The 20,908-nt window shown below is 46.9% G+C and carries 23 protein-coding genes; 8 read left to right on the top strand and 15 right to left on the bottom strand.

All coding sequences use genetic code 11. The features are described 5' to 3' along the window. The first annotated feature begins 55 nt into the window (after positions 1–55). Positions 56–292, top strand: coding sequence for a hypothetical protein (locus QZV31_RS01280; protein ID WP_093728817.1), 237 nt, complete (start codon positions 56–58; stop codon positions 290–292). A 179-nt stretch (positions 293–471) separates the two neighbouring features. After that, positions 472–1,308, top strand: a complete 837-nt coding sequence (locus tag QZV31_RS01275; RefSeq protein WP_295357055.1) for a hypothetical protein — start codon at positions 472–474, stop codon at positions 1,306–1,308. On the opposite strand, the gene QZV31_RS01270 is transcribed toward QZV31_RS01275, so the two are convergent. After that, entirely contained in the window at positions 1,288–2,103 is an 816-nt protein-coding gene (locus QZV31_RS01270) for an HD domain-containing protein (protein WP_295357052.1), read from the bottom strand. The two genes, QZV31_RS01275 and QZV31_RS01270, sit on opposite strands and share 21 nt — an antisense overlap. A gap of 213 nt (positions 2,104–2,316) precedes the next feature. On the opposite strand from QZV31_RS01270, the gene QZV31_RS01265 reads away from it, so the two are divergent. Beyond that, positions 2,317–2,685 carry a hypothetical protein gene (locus QZV31_RS01265; protein ID WP_093728814.1) on the top strand — a complete coding sequence of 123 codons (369 nt, stop codon included), beginning with the start codon at positions 2,317–2,319 and terminating at the stop codon, positions 2,683–2,685. Between the two features lie 163 nt (positions 2,686–2,848). Here QZV31_RS01265 and QZV31_RS01260 read toward each other — a convergent pair whose 3' ends face one another. Together QZV31_RS01260 and QZV31_RS01255 are read right to left on the bottom strand one after the other, a co-directional pair. Continuing rightward, entirely contained in the window at positions 2,849–3,601 is a 753-nt protein-coding gene (locus QZV31_RS01260) for a hypothetical protein (RefSeq protein ID WP_295357049.1), read from the bottom strand. Positions 3,602–3,654: 53 nt separating this feature from the next. After that, positions 3,655–4,011: a heat-shock protein Hsp90 gene (locus QZV31_RS01255; RefSeq protein ID WP_093728812.1), complete on the bottom strand. Its 357-nt coding sequence runs from the start codon at positions 4,009–4,011 to the stop codon at positions 3,655–3,657. A gap of 377 nt (positions 4,012–4,388) precedes the next feature. On the opposite strand from QZV31_RS01255, the gene QZV31_RS01250 reads away from it, so the two are divergent. Next, positions 4,389–5,036, top strand: coding sequence for a hypothetical protein (locus QZV31_RS01250; RefSeq protein ID WP_295357045.1), 648 nt, complete (start codon positions 4,389–4,391; stop codon positions 5,034–5,036). Here QZV31_RS01250 and QZV31_RS01245 read toward each other — a convergent pair. From QZV31_RS01245 to QZV31_RS01235, 3 genes are all read right to left on the bottom strand, one after another. After that, a complete protein-coding gene (locus QZV31_RS01245) occupies positions 5,033–5,686 on the bottom strand; it encodes a hypothetical protein (RefSeq protein ID WP_295357042.1) in 654 nt (217 codons plus the stop codon). The genes QZV31_RS01250 and QZV31_RS01245 overlap by 4 nt on opposite strands. A gap of 530 nt (positions 5,687–6,216) precedes the next feature. After that, positions 6,217–6,729, bottom strand: coding sequence for a nitroreductase family protein (locus QZV31_RS01240; RefSeq protein ID WP_093728809.1), 513 nt, complete (start codon positions 6,727–6,729; stop codon positions 6,217–6,219). A gap of 159 nt (positions 6,730–6,888) precedes the next feature. Continuing rightward, positions 6,889–7,974, bottom strand: coding sequence for an HAD family hydrolase (locus QZV31_RS01235; RefSeq protein WP_295357039.1), 1,086 nt, complete (start codon positions 7,972–7,974; stop codon positions 6,889–6,891). Between the two features lie 302 nt (positions 7,975–8,276). Between QZV31_RS01235 and QZV31_RS01230 the strand changes: the two genes are divergently transcribed. After that, positions 8,277–8,873, top strand: coding sequence for a nucleoside 2-deoxyribosyltransferase (locus QZV31_RS01230; protein ID WP_295357035.1), 597 nt, complete (start codon positions 8,277–8,279; stop codon positions 8,871–8,873). A 166-nt stretch (positions 8,874–9,039) separates the two neighbouring features. Here the strand turns inward: QZV31_RS01230 and QZV31_RS01225 are convergent, their stop codons facing one another. The 3 genes from QZV31_RS01225 to QZV31_RS01215 all read right to left on the bottom strand — a co-directional run bounded on the left by QZV31_RS01225 (position 9,040) and on the right by QZV31_RS01215 (position 11,941). Further along, on the bottom strand, positions 9,040–9,750 hold the full coding sequence (locus tag QZV31_RS01225) for a SagB/ThcOx family dehydrogenase (RefSeq protein WP_295357393.1): 711 nt from the start codon (positions 9,748–9,750) through the stop codon (positions 9,040–9,042). A 58-nt stretch (positions 9,751–9,808) separates the two neighbouring features. Then, positions 9,809–11,221 carry an MATE family efflux transporter gene (locus tag QZV31_RS01220; RefSeq protein ID WP_295357390.1) on the bottom strand — a complete coding sequence of 471 codons (1,413 nt, stop codon included), beginning with the start codon at positions 11,219–11,221 and terminating at the stop codon, positions 9,809–9,811. A 147-nt stretch (positions 11,222–11,368) separates the two neighbouring features. Further along, positions 11,369–11,941, bottom strand: coding sequence for a flavin reductase family protein (locus QZV31_RS01215; protein WP_295357032.1), 573 nt, complete (start codon positions 11,939–11,941; stop codon positions 11,369–11,371). A gap of 454 nt (positions 11,942–12,395) precedes the next feature. On the opposite strand from QZV31_RS01215, the gene QZV31_RS01210 reads away from it, so the two are divergent. Next, on the top strand, positions 12,396–14,186 hold the full coding sequence (locus QZV31_RS01210) for a clostripain-related cysteine peptidase (RefSeq protein WP_295357029.1): 1,791 nt from the start codon (positions 12,396–12,398) through the stop codon (positions 14,184–14,186). 179 nt (positions 14,187–14,365) lie between these two features. Here QZV31_RS01210 and QZV31_RS01205 read toward each other — a convergent pair whose 3' ends face one another. The 3 genes from QZV31_RS01205 to QZV31_RS01195 form a co-directional block, all read right to left on the bottom strand. Further along, positions 14,366–15,058, bottom strand: coding sequence for a hypothetical protein (locus QZV31_RS01205; protein WP_295357026.1), 693 nt, complete (start codon positions 15,056–15,058; stop codon positions 14,366–14,368). 423 nt (positions 15,059–15,481) lie between these two features. After that, positions 15,482–15,940, bottom strand: a complete 459-nt coding sequence (locus QZV31_RS01200) for a DIP1984 family protein (RefSeq protein ID WP_093728803.1) — start codon at positions 15,938–15,940, stop codon at positions 15,482–15,484. Between the two features lie 23 nt (positions 15,941–15,963). Continuing rightward, complete coding sequence (locus tag QZV31_RS01195) at positions 15,964–16,515, bottom strand: NUDIX domain-containing protein (protein WP_295357021.1); 552 nt, start codon at positions 16,513–16,515, stop codon at positions 15,964–15,966. Positions 16,516–16,837: 322 nt separating this feature from the next. Here QZV31_RS01195 and QZV31_RS01190 point away from each other — a divergent pair, with 322 nt between their 5' ends. Both QZV31_RS01190 and QZV31_RS01185 read left to right on the top strand, forming a co-directional pair. Next, a complete protein-coding gene (locus QZV31_RS01190) occupies positions 16,838–17,080 on the top strand; it encodes a DUF2442 domain-containing protein (protein ID WP_295357019.1) in 243 nt (80 codons plus the stop codon). Positions 17,081–17,496: 416 nt separating this feature from the next. Beyond that, on the top strand, positions 17,497–17,982 hold the full coding sequence (locus QZV31_RS01185) for a hypothetical protein (RefSeq protein ID WP_295357017.1): 486 nt from the start codon (positions 17,497–17,499) through the stop codon (positions 17,980–17,982). Positions 17,983–18,111: 129 nt separating this feature from the next. Here QZV31_RS01185 and QZV31_RS01180 read toward each other — a convergent pair whose 3' ends face one another. The 3 genes from QZV31_RS01180 to QZV31_RS01170 all read right to left on the bottom strand — a co-directional run bounded on the left by QZV31_RS01180 (position 18,112) and on the right by QZV31_RS01170 (position 20,683). After that, positions 18,112–18,504, bottom strand: coding sequence for a pyridoxamine 5'-phosphate oxidase family protein (locus QZV31_RS01180; RefSeq protein WP_366508670.1), 393 nt, complete (start codon positions 18,502–18,504; stop codon positions 18,112–18,114). 616 nt (positions 18,505–19,120) lie between these two features. Next, positions 19,121–19,654 (bottom strand): 3'-5' exonuclease, encoded by a 534-nt coding sequence (locus tag QZV31_RS01175; protein WP_295357011.1) that lies wholly within the window; start codon positions 19,652–19,654, stop codon positions 19,121–19,123. A gap of 138 nt (positions 19,655–19,792) precedes the next feature. Then, positions 19,793–20,683, bottom strand: a complete 891-nt coding sequence (locus QZV31_RS01170) for an ORF6N domain-containing protein (protein WP_295357008.1) — start codon at positions 20,681–20,683, stop codon at positions 19,793–19,795. Positions 20,684–20,908 lie beyond the last annotated feature (225 nt).

Below are 20,908 nucleotides of genomic sequence, written 5' to 3'. Positions count from 1 at the left end.
GACCTATAAGGAGGTTCAGAATCAGTATTTCACTTTTCCTAGGAGGGCCTTTATTATGAAAAATCCTGTTATTCTTCACCTTATGAGCAGGGACTATACATTCAGCGATTTGGAATATAATACGTCCGATATCGCTTATTACTATATTCTGCCCGCCCGTGAATTAAAAGAAAAAGAAATTGAGTTTAAAGAGTCTGTCGAGGACGATGAACTGATCCTGATTCTTTTCTTTAAAGATTCTTCATATAAATGCTTTTCTCTGGCAAGATTTTCCATAGACTTTTTGTATTGATGACGCAACTGTAAAAAGCACTTCCGGCCAACACCGGAAGTGCTTTTTTTGCGGGAAATGTTCTTCAGAAACACAGAGGAATCAGCGTCTCCGTCCCTTTTTTCAGATAGTATTCCTGCCATGATTCTGATATAATGATTTTACACCCATTAAAGAAACACGAGGAGGCGAACCCCATCATGAAATTCAAACATGCCAAACCCCTGGCCCTGGCCGCCGCAGCAGTTGCTATCAGTGCCGCAGGAGGGGCCGAAGCAGCCGTCAGCCCGGAGAAACAGATCTCTTTCCTTGCGGAGCAGGCCGCCGTGTGGGGCACCGACGCTTTTTACAGAGACTGGCTGCAGGACGACGGCTGGTGCGCCATCACCGACCTTGACGGAAACAAACGGCTGGAACTTTTCTTTGTCCGGGCAGTACGGAATCCCGTTCCCGGTATGAACGACAAAGGAAACAACGAAGAAAAGGGACGGGCTCTGGTAGCAACCGTTCCGATCACCATGCGGGTCCGCGGGTTTGAAGTAAGCGCGGACGGCAAAAAGCTGGAAGAACTGAAATTCAATTTCCCGGATAAAATTATTCCGCCCAATCTGACAGTGTTACGGGAAAGCTTTTATAATGCAGGCGATAAGACGCGGTTTTATCATACATACACATTAAACCGCGTGCGCGATCTTGGCTTTTGCCTGTACCGGCAGGTCATATCGCTGAAGAACGGCACCGTGGAAGTGCAGACCATTGGAACAGAATACGGTAATTACGGTCTTTTCATGGAAGCGCCCACAGCAGAGGCCATTTTCGATTATGCGGAAGACCGGCACGGAAAGAAAATGCAGGAAAAAGAACTCAGCGACTATGTGAAAGCCTATTCTGCCGGCGCCTCTCCCGCAGATTTCAATATGAGGTGGATTTATTCAGAAAAATGGAAAAAGGCGCAGAACACGCCCGGCGGTGTGCGCAACGCCTTTGCCGAAAACTGGAAGGAATTCCGCTGGCAATTAAAAAAGGACACCAGATAACCTCTTTTCCATATAGTCATGCACAACCCGGCGGATTTCCGCAAAACGCTGCCGGGTCCGCGGGTTGCGGCTGGGAAACAGCAGCACCGTTTCCAGATAGCCCTGCTCCCGCATCAGCCGCACGCTCACGGGATACACCAGTCCGAACACAAAAGAGACATGTCCCAGCATCAGGTCCGCCGGAGTCTTCATCATGTTACGGAACAGATTCTGACACTGCAGCATCGCTTCATACACTTCATCCGTGATCTCCGAATCCAGAAAAATCTCGTCCGGCACATTGTAAATCGTGCTTCTCGGCGTCTCTACATTCACACGCAAAATATCCAGCTTGTCCGCGTCACGCAAAATGGTGGCAAAGCGAAGCTCCCGCTCTGTCAGGTCATCCGGCAGCTGAAACACATTGTGCAGCCGTATGGCCTTTTCCGTCAGCAGATAGTCATCAGATTCTGCAGGATCGTCTTCCACCTTTATAAAATTTTTAATCAGACCTTCCCGGAACAAAATATCCGCACTGAGTTCTGCATGATTCACGGAAAGCGCGTCACGGAATGTATGATACCGGCGCACCTGCTCAAACCGTCCGATGTCGTGCAGCATCCCCAGCAGCCAGGCCAGGTCCTTATCGTACCCGGTCATCCCCAGACTGTCGGAAATCACATCACACAACCCCGCCACACGAAACGTGTGCTCCACTTTTAACGCAACTTTGGCATCGTCCAAATCATAGGCCGCAGTGTAGTCGTGAAAACTTTTTTCTGCCTCTGCCCGGTTAATTGCAAATGTATTATTCATGATAAAACCAACCTGTGTCATAGTATTCTATGCATTTCATGTTATAATGTATTATAAGAAAATAACCGGAAAACTGCAAGTACATCCCAACGGCAACACGGCAGACAGTAAAAGAAATACGGAGTCATTCCCATGCGCGATGACAGAGGACATCGCATAAACCCATGGAACCCGTGTCTCCAAATTCCATCACATATACAGGGAGGGAAACAAATGAATCATTCGTTAGTCGGCAAAACCGCCGCCGCCAACATGTGCGAGCGTATCAACAAACTTATCCGTAACTTTGAAAAGAGCCTGGCGCCGGACGAAGTGGCGGCCATGAGCCTGGCCTCGTTCTCCAACCGGCCCATCATCATCAAGCGCCTGGGCTACTGGAACCCGGACCTCATTGTGCTGTACGGTTTCGACCCTAACACAGGGGAAGCCCTGAAAATGATCCAGCACATCTCCCAGTTTACCCTTTGCCTGATCACATTAAAGCGTCCGCCAGACGATGAGCCGCTGCCGGAAGAAGAAGAGGATAAAAAGCAAAGCAGCCGCCGCATTGGTTTCATTATTAATGAAGAAGAACAACCATAACATAAGGAAACGCGGATGAAATCGTCTGCACGCTGACCCGTGCTTTTTGTAACTGATACTCCCCCATCACGGCATAAAAATATACAGCGCTTGTCCGCCGCACAGCAAAACGGCAAGCGCTGTATTTTGTTTTATGCAATCGGGCTTCCCTTCATGTGTTATCTCAATATTTCAGCATATATTTTTTATTGAAGAGTTCCGGTTCCTCGCGGAAGAGGATTGTGATGGGGAGCGGCCTGGAACCGGCATGGAAGTCCCCGCTCCGGAAATGAACCGTTACGCCCTCCGTGGTCATGATCCAGGGCAGGAATTCCATGTCAGAATCGTCTTTGATCCTGCTCAGGATCATCCGTCTCGGATTTTGTCCCAGGACTTTCCTGCCATATTTCTTTGTCAGCCTTGCCAACAGCGTATCGGCCAGTTCTTCCTTCGAAAGTTTGAACACGTCAAGACTGCTTAATTTTTTTCCTGTTTTTGCATCATAGTTCAGGCCTTCATAGCCCCACCGTTCTCCGGCAAGATCCAGGTGAAAGGACTGTTCCAGAAGGCTCAGCACCCTTGCGTCATCGCGTTCCAGCTTCACGAAAACGAGCCAGCGGCTGTTGCGGATGTCCCGGTGCCCTTTGGCGGCAAGCTCTTTGGATTCCCGCATGTCCTTATCGAAAAAGGAGCGGAGCTGGTCACTCTCTTTTTTGAGCGACGCGATCAGGTGCCCGTGGGAATCGTCTTTGGAAGAAAAGACCGGCCACTGGACCTTCAGTATAAGCCCGTCCTTATCCGTCACATCAATGACGCTGTCTTTCACCTGCAGCCATTTTGAAGCGCTTACATTGGAACGGAATTCCGGACCGGCAGCTGCTGCCAAACTGCAAATCATCAGAAATAACACTACAAGGATACCGGTAAGCTTTTTCATTCCATACACCTCCAGTGATTTGTAAAATCTTGTTTACTCATCGTTTCGCATTATTACAAAAGCGTTTCCTTGTGATCCAGAATTGCCTTGCCTGCCGTGCAAGCCGGACAGAAGCAGATTTTGGCCCCTGTCGCTTTAACTTTTCTCGCGGTTTCCGCCATGTTCGCCGCTGTCTCCGCGCCAAAAATCTCTTTGGCCGCATCGGAACAGAAAAACGCCAGCGTATCATCTATACTCTGCACATCTTCTTCCAGTTCCGCAATTAAAATTTTCCCGGCAGCCTTTTCGTCAGCGGTATCCAGCGCCGCCAGATATTTTTGCGCCGCGTCTTTTAATTCCGGGCAGCAGCTGGGCGCCGCCAGAACTTCTTTCACTTTCTCAACAATAAAATCGCGCTTCGCATTTGCCATAATGGTACCCTCCTCCGGCCAACAATAAAACATGAAATATGTGTATTATGTATAATCGCTTTACACAAAGGCAATCTCCTGTCCGTCACCAACGCAACGTTCGTTCTTTGCCACTTTACTTTACGCCTTTCTGCTCAACTCTATTATAAAAGAAAATCCGCAAAAATTAAATAATTTTTTTCGCAAGCATTTTTCCTCACGACACAACTATTTTTTTCGGTGAAACGTTCCACATATAGTCAAACTTTCTGTTACGGTAAATCGTTCTTTTCATTTTCCGTAATTTGCTATATAATTAAGGAGGCACTGATTAAATACAGGCATTAACTCTGCGCAACGCAGAGTCACTCATTTTATCATCCGGGAGGTTTATTATTATGAAAACTCGTCTGTTTGTACTCGTCACCCTGTTCATGATGCTGTTCACCGCTTCCGCTTTTGCCGACGTTTCCGGTGGCAGCATTACCAAACTACGCAACACCAGCGACGGTCAGAAAATCGTTATCTTCACGCAGGAAGGTTACTCAGTGGCAAGTGTTCTGGAATTTGTTGCCAACAAACCTATGCAAGCAAGCAACGTAATTGAAGCCGTCAACGCCTATCTCACACAGCCCGGCAAAGTGCGGATTTTGGATGAACACACCCACTCCGCCGACAACTACATCCAGATTGAATACACCCATCTGACAGAAGAAGCTGCCAACCGCTGGCTGTCAAACGATGGACGGTTTGGCGCAGTACAGCGTGGCAGCATTACCAAATTACGCAACACCAGCGACGGTCAAAAAATTGTTATCTACACCCAGGAAGGGTACTCTGTAGGAACCGTTCTGGAATTTGTTGCCGCTAAACCCATGGAAGCAAGCAACGTAATCGAAGCGGTTAACGGTTTCCTCACCGACGTGGGCAAAGTGCGGATTTTGGACGAGCATACCCATTCCGCCGATAACTACATCCAAATTGAAGCCGTTTACCTTTCCGAAGAAGCTGCTAACCGCTGGTTAGCGAAAGGCGGCAGCTTCTAAGCCATAGTGCATTGGAAATTCCAAAAACTGATAACAGAATTAAAAAAACAGGGCACGCTGCCGTTATAAAACGAAAGCGGCCCTGATTTTTTGTCCTTAAACATACTATTTATAACTTTAACAGCCGCATTGGCCATTTTCGCTCCCTGATGTCCGACCTTGGGAACAGTCACAAGCTTCCAGTTAAACGGTACGCCCAATTCTGCAGCCTTTATTTTTGCCGTTTTAAAAAAGTTTTTTCCCCGGGCCAGACGATTCAGCCCCTGTCTGTCAGCTTTCGGAGTCGTACGCAACTTTGCATTACGTTTGTTATCTTCTTCACCTAACAAAACAACTACAGGTTTTGCAAAAGCCGACACAAGTTTTTCTCTGCTTACAGGAACTCCACCGAGTCCATAAGGGAAAGAAACTTTTGTGTCCGGCATCGTATACCACCCGGCATTTGCAGGCATAATCAAACAGGCGTCCGTTCTTCCTCCAAAGATTGCATAGCGATGAACCATCTGCCCTCCGGCTGAATGCCCGAAAACTACAACCGGGCTTTCCTGCGCGCCTGTCCTGGTTTTAATATCATTGATAATACGGTCTATCGCCGGGAAAACCCATCTGCTTTGGGGTTGTAATATTCCATTGCCGCTCATGCGGTCCATTATGTTTCCGGTATTATAGTATCGTATCCCGGGATACTTAGCTTGCGTAAACTCCGGGCAGATAATCAGCAAATTATTATCCTCTGCAGGACCAACCCATCCGGAGCGATAATTCTTTGCGTTTCGATTCGAACCGTGAAAAACAACTACAATTACCTTTCCCGGTTTCCATCCTGCCGACCGATACGCATAAATCCGGATCGGATCACTTGTTACACCGGTTTGTTCCACAAATCCATAGCTGCTTTTGCCAACGGGCAACCCGGCCGATTCAGCCGACTTATTATGCGACGGAGACGATAACAGAAACCCTGCGCACAGGATTACAGCAGAAATCAAAAGAAACAGTTTTCTTCTCAAACTCATTATAACGTCTCCAGTCCTGTGAAACTCGAATTTACCACATTCTCTTCACTGCTACTCCACAGTTCCAGCCCTTATCGTGACTCCTCTCTGTAAAGCTGCTCCGCCGCAGCCCCCGGCCCATGCCAACGTAATTAGTTTGTCAGCAGTCTTGCATTGGTTGGCTTTTACATATAGCTTACCGTCTGTTCCATCCGTTTTCTGTTCGTATGGTTAGGCAGCGGTCCTGCGCCTTCTGCCGCATAACCCAGGTCCATCACCATCAATACTTCTTCATTTTCCGGCAGTTCAAGAGCTTCCGCTAGTTTCTCCGGATCAAAGAAATTGATCCAGCAGCTGTCCACACCTTCATCCGCAGCGGCCAGAATCATATGCGTAGCCACGATGGTAGCGTCCTCCACCCCGGAGTCCCGTTTGCCGCCGGGATACGTGAACACGTTGTTCTTATCATAGGCAACGACCAGTACAGTAGGCGCGCCGTAACGGCACGGCGTAACCGCATCAATTTTGGCTAACATCTGTTCCACCTGCACCACGTAAACATGCTGTTCCTGCAGGTTCTTTGCCGTCGGGGCCAGTCTCCCTGCTTCCAGAATCGCGGTCAGTTTTTCGTTCTCTACCTGCCTGTCGCTGAATTTTTTACAGGAATAACGATTCTTAACGACTTCTTTAAATTCCATTTTGTACGCTCCTGTCTATCCTTGTAATATTTTACGCAGACCTTCCGATATCTCGGCCCGTCATACTCGTCTCCTACTTCTTTTCCATTTTTATAATACTATTATACCAAATAAAGAGGTTGACTTTCCAACCATCTCTTTATATTTCTTCTCTCTTTCTTACCGGGAGACTGTAACCCGCTTCACGTTATCGCCATAGATCGTCTTGAAATCATCCCGCATGGAAATGACATTCCAGCCGTATTCGGCAGCAAGCTTTTTGCATTTGTCGGCCTTTTCCAAATTGCCGAGCTCCCGCTGCAAGTCGTCGCACAGCACAAAGAAAGCGGCACTCTTGTACTTATTTCCATAGATGGCATAGTTAAGCATACTGGCATCATCACGGGAATTTCCAAAAGCCAGCACAGGCTGCTTACCGATTTCCCTGGCAATAGCTGTCACCTTATTCATTTGCAGGTTTTTGCCCTGATACTTGCCACGTACCAGATAATCGTCTTTGCGATACACATACTTCAGCCCGTCGGTATTGCCCTGATGCGCTGCCAGAATCGCATTGTCCGTGCCGATAGCGTTAGCTTTCGGAATTGCCAGCATATCGCAGACCAGTATCCTCACCAGTTGCCGTTCCGAACCGGAAACAATGTACACCTGGAACTGGTTCGCCTGCAGATATTTTATCACTTCGACCATCGGAAGATAAAAGGCTTCACCCCAGGCAAGATTCCCGAGCCCTTCAACGGGTTTAGCCATAAATTTTTTTACGTAGGCAGTGTATTCCGGATCCGTCAGCCCGGAAAAGACCGAAGCAAAATGCGGAGAACTGCTGCCCGGCTTTTTGCCTGTATTCTTGTTTTTAAGCCATGCATCCAAAGCCTGTGCGAACTGCTTGTCCTCTGCCGGGGCCGTATAGCTTTTATCATGCAGGGCACGGTCCAGGATCAGCATCTGGGATAAATAGTAAGGCGCGGTCTCGCAGAGGATGGTGCCATCCATATCAAAAACTGCTATGCGGTCTTCTACCGGGATATAGCTCTTACTGTTTTTCTTTGTAATCTCCTTAACGTATTTCGTAAGCGCCTGATAGGATGCGGCATCCTTGTTCCAGCACTTGAAATTGCTTCCCCTTTTGTTCACGGTAATCTGGCCGATCTCGGCGCGAGTGGCCGCATCAACGTCACAGATTGCCCCAAAGCTTACCGCAGCAGCCAGCACAAAGGCCAGCAGTTTTTTCTTACTCAATTCCACAATTCTCACCCCGCTGTTCAAAGCAATTGTCGTTTTGGTATCTTACAGACAATCCACTATGAAAATTTCGATTATTTATAGTATTATAACATAATTACAACAAAACGGCCTTGGAAAATTGCTTTGCTCTTGCGTGGATTCCTATAACAAATTTATCGGTAAAACACCACCGGCTTCACTTATCTGTAGTAATCCCATGGCGGTTTTGATATAATAAATATGGAGGAAGCTCTGATGACTATGGCAACGTAAATACTATTTTACAAATTCGTTACTAACAAAGCAAAGGAGGCAGTCCGTTTATGAAAAAATTGTCAAATATTACAGGTACGGTAATACTGTGCGCAGCGATGCTGTTTTCATTCGCCGTCTATGCAGGCGGCAATGGTGGTGCAAACAATGTTGCCGGTAAGGACGCGTTCCAAACAAAGATCAGCAAAACCGTAGGGCATGGGAACAAAGTTTATTTTGCAAGCCCGATGTTTAACCAGGCCGAAAAGGAGTACAATTTAAAAATCACAAAATTGCTGGAAGAGTTCGGCTATCAGGTCTTTTTACCCCAGCGCGACGGAATCGAAGCGGCGAAGTTGGAAGGCAAGACAGAGGAAGAACTCATTAAGATGATTTTTGACCTGGATGCCGGACAAGTCAGAAAAGCGGATATCATCTTTATGAATATAGACGGCCGTGTCCCCGATGAAGGCGCCTGCGTGGAGCTGGGTATCGCTTACGGTATCGGCAAACGCTGCTACGGTTTCAAAACAGATTCCCATTCCGTAGAAATGGGACTTGATATGAACCCGATGATCAGCGGCTGCATGATTAAAATCTTCAAAAACTTTGACGGCGATAAAATGATAGAAGAACTGAAACAATATTTATCCAAACATAAACTGTAAGCCGGCGCGACCCAGTTCTTCTTATTATATCGGTAATTCAGATTTTTAAAACCTCATATCAGACCATATACGCCCATATCCCCGCATTACGCAAGGATATGGGCGTTATACATTGTTATATGCATTTATATGTCAATATGTTCAATACCTCTCCTATATTTGTTCCTCACGGAAGTATGCCGATGGTCTGAGAAATCAGCACCGTCTGCTCTTTGGAAAGACCCGCCGCTTTCGCAAAGGCCGCCTTATCAACGGAACCTCGCACACAGGTTCCCAGCCCTTCACTGGCCGCCACCAGCGCAACGCTTTGCAACATCGTGCCTGCCACCAGACAGTTATTCGCATGCTGCCGTTCCGGGTTCACTGGATGGGACGGATCTCTGGGCGGAACCGGATTGGACACAAAGAACAGCGTCAGCGGAGCCGTGTGGACAAAGGTCTGCTTTGCATTAATCTGCGGGCGGAAATCCACCGGGGAAACCCTGTTCAGCGCATGGGCTTCCGGATCATATTTATAAATACCGCCGGCCATCACCGCGTACACATCAATATTATAAATTCCCCTGGTAGTCGGATGCACACGTTTTCCGGACTCCGGCCGGTTGATGCCGTCGGCCGCCCACAATAATGCGGACAGCTGTTTCTCCTGCAATGCCGCGTCAGCAAAGCTGCGGGAACTTCTCCGACGGTCCAGCGCTTCCATTACCGTAAGGCCGTCTTTAGTAAACGGTGCAGACAGCGTAATGACAGCAGGCGCTTTCGTTTCCGCCGCCATCGCCTTTACCGGCAGCACCACGGCGCCGGCCAAAATGCCTAAAGCGCAAACCGCAACAGAAAGCTTTTTCAAATTTTTTCCGGTGAACATTTTCATCTTCATCAAACACCTCACTCCAAAAAAATAATTAAGAGCCACTGATTACTACTATATCATTGTTTTACTCTTCTTCCCGCATCTTTTTCCGAATGTATTGCAGGCGCAGGAGTAAAATCAGTGCAGAAAAGAAGAGCCCGATATCCAGACTCTGCCAGTACGAATAGGGACCATGGCCCAGCCTGTAATCCAGGAAAAGCCCCAACGGCATGCAGATTGCCCAATAGGCGATGAGACTGGAATAAAACGGAGCATTGACGTCCTTATATCCCCGCAGGATTCCCTGGATGGGAGCAGCCACCGCATCTCCCATAATAAACAGGCAGCTGTAGGCAATAAAGCGGACACATACCCCGATTACCTCAGGTTCTGTAACATACATGCCGGCAATGGAGTAACGCAACAGAAAGCAAAGGGACGGAAGGATCAGAGCACAGGTCCAATTGAACGCCAGTCCCACATTGGCATACTGTTCAGCATTAATCCAACGCCTGGCGCCGGCCTCGATGCCGATCAGGATTGTCATGCTCATGGAAACACTCAGCGGGAGCATATAAACAAAGCCGGCAAAGTTCATAGAAGCCTGACTGGCCGCAATGGCAGCGGTACCGAAACGCACCACCATAAATGCAACCACGCCGAAGATGCTGGTCTCCATAAAGATGGACAGCCCGATGGGTATGCCGATACGCAGATACTCCAGAATAAGATCTCTGCTGAACCGGCTGCTTTGGCTGCAGCAGGCGGAACCATCCGTCCTTGTTGCCGGATTATGTACCGGACTGTTTGCAGATTCCGTTCTGTCTCTCCCTTTACCTTTCACTTCCGGTTCACGGGAAAGTTCCGTGAATATAGGAATGTCACGGTACAAAGGATGCCAGCGGATAATCAGCGCAAACATCCCGAACAGAAACCAGCAGGTGATACCGGTGCCAATCCCGGCGCCGATACCTCCCAGCGGAGGAATTCCCAGTTTTCCGAAGATCAGGATGTAGTTCAGAATGATATTCAGAGGCAGGGTCGCCAAATAGACCTGCATGGTAAGACGGGTACCGCCCATCGTATCGATAAAAGAACGCAGCACCGTCCCCATGAAAAACGGAATGATACCGATGCCAATGCCCGCCAGATAAAACCTGGCAATATAAGCCACCTGCGGCTCCAGTCCCAGCCTTCGGATAAAAGGTTCCAGAAAACAGAAACCTGCCGCAAAACAAAGAAACGAAAAGAACAGAGCGAGCAAAAGCCCGTGCCGGACGACGCGCCCCGTTTCCGCCTTTTTCCCCGCCCCCAGCAGATGGGCCGTAAGCGGTGTGGCAGCAATTAAAATCCCGTTTATCGTCGTAAAGACAGGCATCCACAGATTGGTTCCGATGGAAGTACCTGCCAGCTGTTCCGCTCCGGCCCGTCCGCTCATAACCGTATCAAAAAAGTTCATTCCCATAATCGCCGACTGCGTAACGAGGATTGGGATCATAATACTGAAGAAGTGGCGGAACTTGTAACGGACATCCTTCCCGAAAAGTTTTTGTGCAAAAGACTTCATTATAATTCAGAATAGAATAATCTGCATGGGTTTATAGTCGTTATATGCATTTATATGGCAATATGCTCAATCTCTCTTTTAATTGCCCTTCAGCGCGGCACCTTCCTTAAACGCCTGGCCCACCTTCTCGCCGCACACATAATACCCGTGCCGGAACGTATCATAAACCAGCGCGTTCAGCTTCGTCACATCCACCTTGCTCTCAGCGTCCAGCACCCATTCGTCCGCTGCCGTGTTTACGATCTGCCCTACCACACAGAAAAAGCTTCCCTTCTTCAGCACATCGGCCAGCTCGCATTCCATAACCAGCGGAAACTCTTCAATAACAGGCGCGTTGACACGACCGCTCTTCACCGCGGTAAAACCTGAACGGGCAAACTTGTCCGGCACCTTATGGCCGGAGACTATGCCGAAGTAATCCGCCGCAGTCATATGCGCCTGGTCCGCTATCGCCACCGTAAAGGCCTTTGTCTTTAAAATGTTTTGCGCGGTCTTGTGGCCTTCATCCAAAAAGAGCGCGATCTGCTTAAAATCGCAGACCTGCCCCCAGGCCGCAGTCATCACGTTCACCGTCCCGTCCTCATTGTACGTCGCAATCATCAGCACCGGCATCGGGAACACAGCTTCCAAAACGCCCAAATCTTTTTTCATCTTGTTTTCCATCCTTTCATCGCAGTTCTTTATTCTTCTGTTTAATCAAAACGCAAGTAGTTCATAACGTTTACGGTCATCTTTTGCGTTTACGCTGCAGCATTTTCAGTGCCGCATGCCTGTTATAGATAGCATACAACAAAACAGTTGATTTGAAAAGGCTGCGTTTCGTTTACAAATATGCAATTATCAAATGATAAACAAGCGCTTCGGTTTACAAACTGACATCTCGGTTAACAAGTGGGTTTGTCTTTTTTTTATTCTTTTCTTTTTAGATAATTGCAATATTTTTTGTGATATTTTCTGATATAATTATTATATAGAAACAGTAATCCAGTAATAACGGTAATCAAATTATGGAGGAATGAACATGAAACCTGATTGGGAAATACGAAGGAGGTACAGTACATTTTTGCGGTTTCTATTTGCTGTTTTTCTGACAGCGGGTCTGCTTATGGGCAGCGTCGCGCAGGCGGCGGAACCGGAGACCTGGGCCGTCTACTGGTACATTTGCGGTTCGGATCTGGAGAGCGGCCTGAAACGCGCCTCGGAAAACATCAGAGAACTTTGCTCTGTACAGCTGCCGGAGAATGTTAAAGTAATTATCCAGACAGGCGGCGCGAAACAGTGGCACTTTGAAGGAATCCCTTCGGATGCGCTGGGACGCTATATTTACGACAGTACCGGCTTTCACGAAATTGAACGGCTGCCGGACGCCAGCATGGGAAACGGAGAAACGCTGCTGGATTTTCTCCGTTTTGCCACGGAAAAGTACCCCGCCGACCATCGCGTACTGGTGCTTTGGGATCACGGCATCGGCAGTCTCGGCGGCGTCTGCTTAGATGAACGGTACAAGGAAATCATCGGGCTGAACGCCCTGCAAAATGCCCTGGCCGGTTCGCTGAAACAAGACGCGGTGCATCCTCCTCTGGATCTTGTCTGCTTTGACGCCTGCGTGATGGCGACCCTCGAAACCGCCAATTCCCTCTATGGCTTTACCCGGTATATGGCGGCGTCACAGGATAGCGTGCCCGGCCACGGTTTCGATTATGCCGGATGGGTGGAAGCGCTGGCGAAGAATCCCTCCATGGACGGCGGTGAACTGGGGAAGATGATTGGCGATACCTATTTTGCCCAGTGCGCGGCAAAGGATACCCTGGACACGGCGACATTTTCCGTGCTGGATGTTTCGGCGCTCCCCAGGCTGAACGCTGCGTACGAACGGATGGGCAAAGAGGCGCTGCAAAAATCCAAGGCCGATTCCAGGTATTTCTTCACGGCGCTGGACCGGGTGGCAAACGATGTGGAACACTATGGCAACTATGAAATGGTGGATCTGGGTTCGCTGGCAGAGAGAATAGAAGGCGTCAAATCTGCCGATGCCGTAGCCAGAGCGGTTGACCGCGCCGTCATTTACAGATTGGGAGGAAAGTACCGCCGTTACGGAAAAGGACTTTCCGCCTATTACGTCCTGTCGGGACGTAAGGAAACCTGTGAAGCATACAGCAATCTCGCCGTCGCCAACGATACCATCGCTTCGCTTTACAGTACAATGCTGGCAGGCGGAACGGACGGCAAACCCTGGTCTGCTTTTGACGTGTCAAAGGTTCCGGAAATTCCCGTGTCTCTTGATGCGGAAAACATAGCAACAGCGACGCTTCCGCGCGATGTGCTGAACGCAGTCAGCAAGGGTTCTTTTGCGATTTACCTTCCCGCCGGCGACAAGTTACTGTTCCTGGGCAGCGACGACAAAATCGCGGTGGACTGGAAGAAAGGCGTGTTCCGGGACGGGTACGACGGGAAATGGCCTGCGCTGAACGGGCATCTGCTTCCGATGCAGCTTCATGAGCAGCATCCAGATTACAATCTTTACATTACCCTCATCAAGCTGAACGGAGAAAAACACCTTCTCTGGCTGGCTTTCGACATAGAGAAAAACACTTTTGAAATCCCCGGCGCGCGCCGCATACTGCAGGACAAGACCTTGGACAGGGATCTCGTGAAACTGCATACCGGCGACACGGTAACTCCGATCTTTGTAAGCGCCGATGGCAAAACGCAAGTTGACGGCGATCCGTTCACGCTGGATAAAGAGCCGGTTCTGCAGGACGAGCCGCTCCCCGACGGCGAGTACGTCTTCATGTTCCGCTTCGAGACGCTGCATAACGAGTATTTCGGATCGAAGCCAGTGAAGTTCACCCTGAAAAACGGAGAGCTGAAAATGGAAACCTTAAGTGCACAATAAGGAAATACGCCCATATTCTTGCAATACACAAGGATATGGGCGTTACACATTTATATGCATTTATAAAGCAACATACTCAATATTTCTTTGTTTGTAAATCGTACCTGAAATTTAATCAGCGTCTCCTTAACTGTTTGGCTTCTTCCCAAAACCATCTTTCCTTTCAATTGTTACAGCAGTCACTTCACCTGCTTCGGTTTCTCCGAGAGATGATACCGGAAAACATAAAAATCATGCTTTTCCGCAACGGAGATATGAATACTTCCTTTTCCTGTCCAATAGTAATCGTGCTGCACACAACCCCCGTTAGACTCCACGTACGGTTCCTCTGCCTGAATATACGGCTTGCCATACCGTTTTTCTATATCCCAGATCATTGCATCGTAATACGGAAGGTCATCCGTAAAGAAAATTTCATATACAACAGCCTCCCTTTGGGGAGAACTGTAATTTTTCTTCACATAGGCAGTTCCTTTCACTACGTGTCCATACCAGTCGCCGGAGAAATCAATACCAGTATTACCGGAAGCCTCGGCTCCCGCCAGCTTTAACTCTTCCGGCCGGCGGCCAACCCATTCCAGCGTTTCCCAAACATTTTTAACTTTTACCACTTGGTTTTGTTCAATCCGGGTATCCACGGCAGCCCCTCCTTTTACGTCCGGCGATGACAGAGCGGTGACGGTTGACGGTTGCGTTTCCGCCGCCGCAATATGCTGCGGCATAACCAAAACCCCGAACAAAATGCCCAACGCGCAAACAGCACAGGATAATTTTTTCCATTTTGTTTTGGTCCGGCGCCTGTACAAGTATGCGTCTTTTTCAAAATCCATAGCATGAAAAACTGCCTTCTCATTCTTATTATGCATCGGCATCAACCAGTCCTCTATATTTTGTTTGAAACAAACTATTCGGCTCAATTATATTTTACCACATACCATGTAACGGAACAACTGACCCGCGTAGCGCAGAACCGGGTTCCGGTAACAACAAAAAACAGCGCCTGCCTGAAAAAAAGCAAGCGCTGCGTTTCATTTTTGCATAAATCCAAATTCCCCTACACCACCCTCGCCTCGCAGTTCATATCCGGTAATGAATCATAACCAATTACAGTGCATTCGTACGCAATCAGGGCCTAACAATTCTTTAGCACACGCCCGTTGTGTGAATAATTGGCAAATTTCTCTGCACTTGCAACTCCGGCAGTTGCCGCCTGATACGCCCCCTGCAAGACTACCAACTATTTAATTAGCGTCTCTTAATTATGATTGAACAAAAGCTTCACGGAGACCGGCAGATTATTTTTCCACCAGTTCCGTTTTCCAGTTAGTCTCTTGGAGCAGATTGTCCAACAGGCGGATCTCTTTCGCCAGCTTGTCCACCGTCTTTTGCAGTTCAGCCGCTTTAACGACGGCTTTCACTTTAATCTCCGATCCTCTTGCCCGGTATGTGTTGTTCCCTGCAGTATAAACGAGCTCTTTATACGCAGAGTACCGGATGCTTAACGCATCTTTCCTGGCAATGATTTCGGTCAGGCTCATGCCGTTGGCCTTTGTGTTGCAGTTTGTTTCATTGATGGACGCCATCAGTTTTTCCAACCGGTCCGTCGCGCTGTCCAGCTCATTCAGCAGAACTATCGGATCTTCCGCCGGTTCTTCCCCCTCCTGCACCAACAGACAGTTTTCAAGCCGGCGCTTCAATTCGCTGATTTTTTTATTAATGTCTGCACGTTCCTGCAATGCTTCTGCTAATTTCATGTCTTCTTCCTCCTGTTCCACATTTATGAATCCTTAACCGCATCCCTTACCATCAAAAGTTCTTCCATTTCAATGCAATGGAGAAATGAATTTGCCTCCACGGCCTGTATGCATTGGGCAAAATCCATCCAACGCACGCTGTCCACTTCTTCCGGTTGCAGACGGAACTCTTTCTCTTCCAAATCCTTCCACAGCACAAACACCCGCGAATACTGCCGGTCATGATACTCTTTGCCAAAGAACACATCATCCGAAACGATCTTTCTGTCACCGCAGAAAATCAGTTCTTCAGTCTTCGCGGTAACACCCAGCTCTTCTTTCAATTCCCGCAAGGCTGAGGTCACAAAGTCTTCGCCTGCCGGGATATGTCCCGCACTGGAAATGTCATAGCAACCGGGAAACGATTTCATCTCCGTCCGTTTTTGTAGCAGGATCTGCACGGTTCCGTTCTTTCTCCGTACCAACCACACATGGGACGTCCGGTGCCATATTCCATTTTCGTGAGCCGTGTCCCTGGCAACAACCTGTCCGGTAGGTTCACCCTTTGCATTTACAATATCCAAAAACTCTTTCATGGCAATCACCATAAATAGTGCATTTCCATTTCAAAAAGTGCATAAAATTCACTGAAATTCACTTAAAGGAAAACAAAACAGGCTTCCCGTGCTAATTCTTTTGCTGAAAACGTTTTGCAGCAAACCCATTTATGGCAGCTCTAAAAAAATCAGCCTTTGGTTATTCTACATTTAGAATAGAAACTCCTGCAAAAAAGAAAATAATTTATTCTTGTTTTATACGTCTTTCTCTTACTGCTTCTTCAATATAGTTATTCGTTCATACTGTAACATATAGCAAAATCAGCTTTAATTTGCTATAATGTAATTGGAGGAATAAAAAATGATTCCAAAAATCAAAATGGTAGAACCTATGCCGGATTATAAATTAAAAGTACTTTTCGATGACGGAAAGACCGTGATTTATAATGTAAAAGAAGATATAGAAACCATCGAAAGCTATAAAGACCTGGTAGCCGTACACGGTTTGTTTCAGCAGGTACAGCTCGACGAAAGCAGAACCTGCGTCTATTGGAATGACCAAATCGATTTGCCTAGCGATACCATTTATGAATATGGAATCTGACGCCTGACGTTTGTCTTCGCAAAAATCATCGCACACAGCTGCAGCTTGTTTTTGATAACAACAAAACGGGCTGCGCTTTTATTTATCCCGACGTTATTTTAAAGATTAAAGCGGCAACCATTGACAAAATGTTAAAAGTTGCCGCTTCAATGTAGATTAAACTATAGAATTTTACTTAAGGAAACACTGATTAATTCGTCTGCACGCTGACTGGCGCTTTTTGTGACTGACTGCGTCAATGTCCCTCGACGCAGCTACGGCTGCGCCTTCGGGCCATTTCCTTGTCAGTCGCAAAAAGCCCTCAGTCATCGCACAAACTCATTTAATCAGCGTCTCCTTAAACTAATTTATGCCGTGCCGACCGTTCTTGTGATATAATAAATTGAAATATAAAAAATGAGAAAGGCGGGATAAACATGAACAAAAATGTTATGAAAAAGTATTTCACTTTCCTGTTATTGGCTGCGGTGATGATGCTATTTCCAACTGTTTCACAAGCTTCCGGTTCAGAAAATCCATCTAAAAAGATTACTTCTTTTGAGATTGTCACACTCCGCCTGAGCGGTATGCGGTTTACCACCGAGTATGAAATTGTGATGAAAGGCAAAAAGGCCGAAGTCACTGAATATGAAATAATCTATGCAAAAGAGGAGAAGCGTGCGCCTGAAAGTAAAAAGGTGTGCAACGCTGACAAGGTGCTGAAGCTGCTGAACGACTGCGAGCTTCTGACCTGGGACGGCTTTGTCGGCAATCACCCGAAAGACGTCAGCGATGGGATCATGTTCTCTCTCAAAGCCACCGTCAATGGCGGCCGGAAAATTTACGCACACGGATCGGAGAATTTCCCGGAACATTTCAGGGAATTCAGGGACGGGCTGGAAGCCATACTCAGTGAAAAATAATTATAAAGATCCTGTAGCCGTGCAAGGGATATTTGCAAGTAGCATACTTTTTTTAAAAAGAAAAGCGGCAACTATTGACAAAATGTTAAAAGTTGCCGCTTCAATGTAGATTTAACTATAGAGTTTTACTTAAAACTTAATCACTTCCGGTTTTTCCGTAAACGAAGAGAACGTGGCCACCGCATTTTTAAAATACAGCACCTGGGTATTGTCATCATCCGCGCTGTACATACTTTTCAACGTGGGGAACTTCTCCAGCATGGCAACTTTCACATCACGGTTGTCATCATTCACCAGTTCACCGGCAACCCGCAGCCATTTCCCACCGTTGAACGCGCAAATCTCCACCTTCGGATTCACGGCAATCTGTTTGGAAACGTCCTTCACCTTACCGGTCTGAATATAAAGCTTTCCATCATACAGCAGCGATGTGCCAAACGGACGACACCGGGGTTGCTCCCCCTCCACCGTCGCCAGGTAATACACATGCGCTTCATCAAGGAACTGACAAACTTTTTCAATACCTTCCATTTGAAAAACCTCCTGCATTAAAAATAAGTTCCGTGTTTCTGTTTTATATAAAAAGTGCATTAAGTACAGGAAGTACATCCAAAAGTACATGCCCCCTAACACGCCCGGGCACTGGCTTTTGACATACCGGATGTACTTCATGTACTTTTTTTACTATTGAAATCATATAATAAAAAAGTGTGTATATATAACTATAACGTGCGGAAAAAAGTGCATTAAGTACATCCAATTCACACAAACCGCATTAGCACTGGGCTCAGGCCCATGTACTTTTTTCAGAAAAAGTGCATTTCCATTTCAAAAAGTGCATTTTTACTTTAAAAAGTGCATTAAATTCACTAAAGTTCACTCAAAGGAGAACAAAACAGGATTTTACGACAGGATTCCCGTGCTAATTCTTTTGCTGAAAAATTTTTGCATCAAACCCATTTATGGCAGCTCTAAAAAATCAGCCTTTGGTTATTCTACATTTATAATAGAAACTCCTGCAAGAAAGGGAAATAATTAATCTTATTTTATACGCCTTTCTCTTACTGCTTCTTCAAGAAAGCTATTCGTTCATACTGTAACATATAGCAAAATCTGCATTAATTTGCAGCTTCCGTTTTCACCACATATTATATACTCGCACAAACTTTTCCGGTTCCGCTCCCATCTCCATGTACCGAAGCAAAATCTCTGCGCAGGCCCGGCTGTCACTATCCGCATGGTGATGGTTAAGGCAGATGCCATAGTAATCACACAGGTCATTCAGCCGGTGACTGATTCCCGGACAGAGCCTGCGGCCCATGACCACAGTACACAATCCCCTGACCTGCGGTTTCCACGCAATGCCGTAATCACGCAGACATTTGCGAATCACGCCCATATCAAAACTGGCGTTATGGGCAACCAGAATGCCGCTGTTCATGACCGGCTCAATAACTTTCCACAGCTGCGGAAACGTGGGCGCATCCGCCACAAGCTCCGCACTTATGCCGGTCAGTTGCGTGTTGAACCAATCAAACCGCTGCCCCGGGTTCACAAAATAAAAATACTCTTTTATGATTTTTGCATCTTCCACCACACTGATGCCGATAGCGCTTATGCGGTTGTTGTACCGGTTAGGCGTTTCCACGTCAAAAACAATGTATCTTGTCATAATGTAATCATGAAATAAAATTATTAGATTTCTCTCCTCGTAGCTGCCTTAATTTATTCCTGCTTTCGTTCAAAGCCGCAAATTGCGACTTTAAAGAAACCAAAATATAAGTTCACTTTCAGTTTATACGTCAGTGTATTAAACACTCTTTAATTTTTCCAGCATCTCCTCTGCTGCATTTTTCATCAGCAAAACGGCAAAACTTTTTTTGCCCGCATCCTTCAGCGATGCACCGATGTGGTACACCGTCTTTCCGTCCAAAATCAGGAAACGGTCATGGAATGCATTGGAATATTTTACATCCAGTTGCGGGTACTGTGCGTTAAATACAACTATATCCTGCGCCGTCAGCTTTGTCTTTTGGAATGTATAAATGGTTACAGACACTCCGGACTGTTTCTTTGCTAATAAGTTCAGCGTACTCACATCAACGTATCCGTCTATCAGGATAATATCCTGCTCTGCTTTTTGAATCAATTCTATAAGCAGGCTGAACGCATCATAAATCTGTCCGTCAAAAAAGAGTTTTTGGTTTGTTTCTTTGTGACTGCCAATATATTCAAAAATTTGATCAAAACGCTCATCAGTGTGCTTTTGATATTCCAGTTGCTTCAGTTCCACTTTGCTGATCCGGTCAAACAGCGCGGCGTTGTTGGCGATGAAGTGGCGCATTTCCCGGAATGCTCGCATGATGAAAATGCTTTGCTGCTCTGCCAATTCACCTCTGAGAACAGTAGCCAGCATATAAATTCCTTGCTCAGTAAATGCATAAGGAAGAGTTCGGCTCTTAACATTTGCGGTGACATTTTGGCACCGCAAAATTTCCATCTCGTCCCGTGTCAATTGAAACATAAAATCTTTAGGAAATCTTCTTATGTTCCGTTTTACTTGCCGGTTCAGGTTTTTAACTTCATAACCGTAAAGCTCCGCCAAATCACTGTCCAACATCACCTGTTTCCCCCGGATGGTGTAAATACGATTACGTATTTCCGCAGCGTCCGGGGTCATAATTTCAGATTCATTTTCCAAAACAACCACCTCTTTCTATTTTATTGAACAACTGTTCGTGATTATTATAGCACATTCTTCGCCAAAAGAAAAGAGGAAATTATATCTAACAAACGACCCTCTTCCACACCCGTTTCACTCAAATTTTCTCATTTTAACAGAAATTCAGAATTCTAAATCCCCATATTAGGCCATATACGCCCATATTCCAGCATTACGCAAGGATATGGGCGTTATATATCGTTA

It is taken from the genome of uncultured Succiniclasticum sp. (genome assembly GCF_902793885.1).
In the GTDB taxonomy this organism is placed as follows: Bacteria; Bacillota; Negativicutes; order Acidaminococcales; family Acidaminococcaceae; genus Succiniclasticum.
The sequence above is the reverse complement of the archived record's forward strand: the minus strand, read 5'-3'. Positions and strand labels throughout refer to the sequence as shown.

Coding starts and splice junctions, on each gene's coding strand:
- QZV31_RS01280 (WP_093728817.1), top strand. CDS start 56: ATGAAAAATCCTGTTATTCTTCACCTTATGAGCAGGGACTATACATTC.
- QZV31_RS01275 (WP_295357055.1), top strand. CDS start 472: ATGAAATTCAAACATGCCAAACCCCTGGCCCTGGCCGCCGCAGCAGTT.
- QZV31_RS01270 (WP_295357052.1), bottom strand. CDS start 2,103: ATGAATAATACATTTGCAATTAACCGGGCAGAGGCAGAAAAAAGTTTT.
- QZV31_RS01265 (WP_093728814.1), top strand. CDS start 2,317: ATGAATCATTCGTTAGTCGGCAAAACCGCCGCCGCCAACATGTGCGAG.
- QZV31_RS01260 (WP_295357049.1), bottom strand. CDS start 3,601: ATGAAAAAGCTTACCGGTATCCTTGTAGTGTTATTTCTGATGATTTGC.
- QZV31_RS01255 (WP_093728812.1), bottom strand. CDS start 4,011: ATGGCAAATGCGAAGCGCGATTTTATTGTTGAGAAAGTGAAAGAAGTT.
- QZV31_RS01250 (WP_295357045.1), top strand. CDS start 4,389: ATGAAAACTCGTCTGTTTGTACTCGTCACCCTGTTCATGATGCTGTTC.
- QZV31_RS01245 (WP_295357042.1), bottom strand. CDS start 5,686: ATGGACCGCATGAGCGGCAATGGAATATTACAACCCCAAAGCAGATGG.
- QZV31_RS01240 (WP_093728809.1), bottom strand. CDS start 6,729: ATGGAATTTAAAGAAGTCGTTAAGAATCGTTATTCCTGTAAAAAATTC.
- QZV31_RS01230 (WP_295357035.1), top strand. CDS start 8,277: ATGAAAAAATTGTCAAATATTACAGGTACGGTAATACTGTGCGCAGCG.
- QZV31_RS01225 (WP_295357393.1), bottom strand. CDS start 9,750: ATGAAGATGAAAATGTTCACCGGAAAAAATTTGAAAAAGCTTTCTGTT.
- QZV31_RS01220 (WP_295357390.1), bottom strand. CDS start 11,221: ATGATCCCAATCCTCGTTACGCAGTCGGCGATTATGGGAATGAACTTT.
- QZV31_RS01215 (WP_295357032.1), bottom strand. CDS start 11,941: ATGAAAAAAGATTTGGGCGTTTTGGAAGCTGTGTTCCCGATGCCGGTG.
- QZV31_RS01210 (WP_295357029.1), top strand. CDS start 12,396: ATGGGCAGCGTCGCGCAGGCGGCGGAACCGGAGACCTGGGCCGTCTAC.
- QZV31_RS01205 (WP_295357026.1), bottom strand. CDS start 15,058: ATGCCGATGCATAATAAGAATGAGAAGGCAGTTTTTCATGCTATGGAT.
- QZV31_RS01200 (WP_093728803.1), bottom strand. CDS start 15,940: ATGAAATTAGCAGAAGCATTGCAGGAACGTGCAGACATTAATAAAAAA.
- QZV31_RS01195 (WP_295357021.1), bottom strand. CDS start 16,515: ATGAAAGAGTTTTTGGATATTGTAAATGCAAAGGGTGAACCTACCGGA.
- QZV31_RS01190 (WP_295357019.1), top strand. CDS start 16,838: ATGATTCCAAAAATCAAAATGGTAGAACCTATGCCGGATTATAAATTA.
- QZV31_RS01185 (WP_295357017.1), top strand. CDS start 17,497: ATGAACAAAAATGTTATGAAAAAGTATTTCACTTTCCTGTTATTGGCT.
- QZV31_RS01175 (WP_295357011.1), bottom strand. CDS start 19,654: ATGACAAGATACATTGTTTTTGACGTGGAAACGCCTAACCGGTACAAC.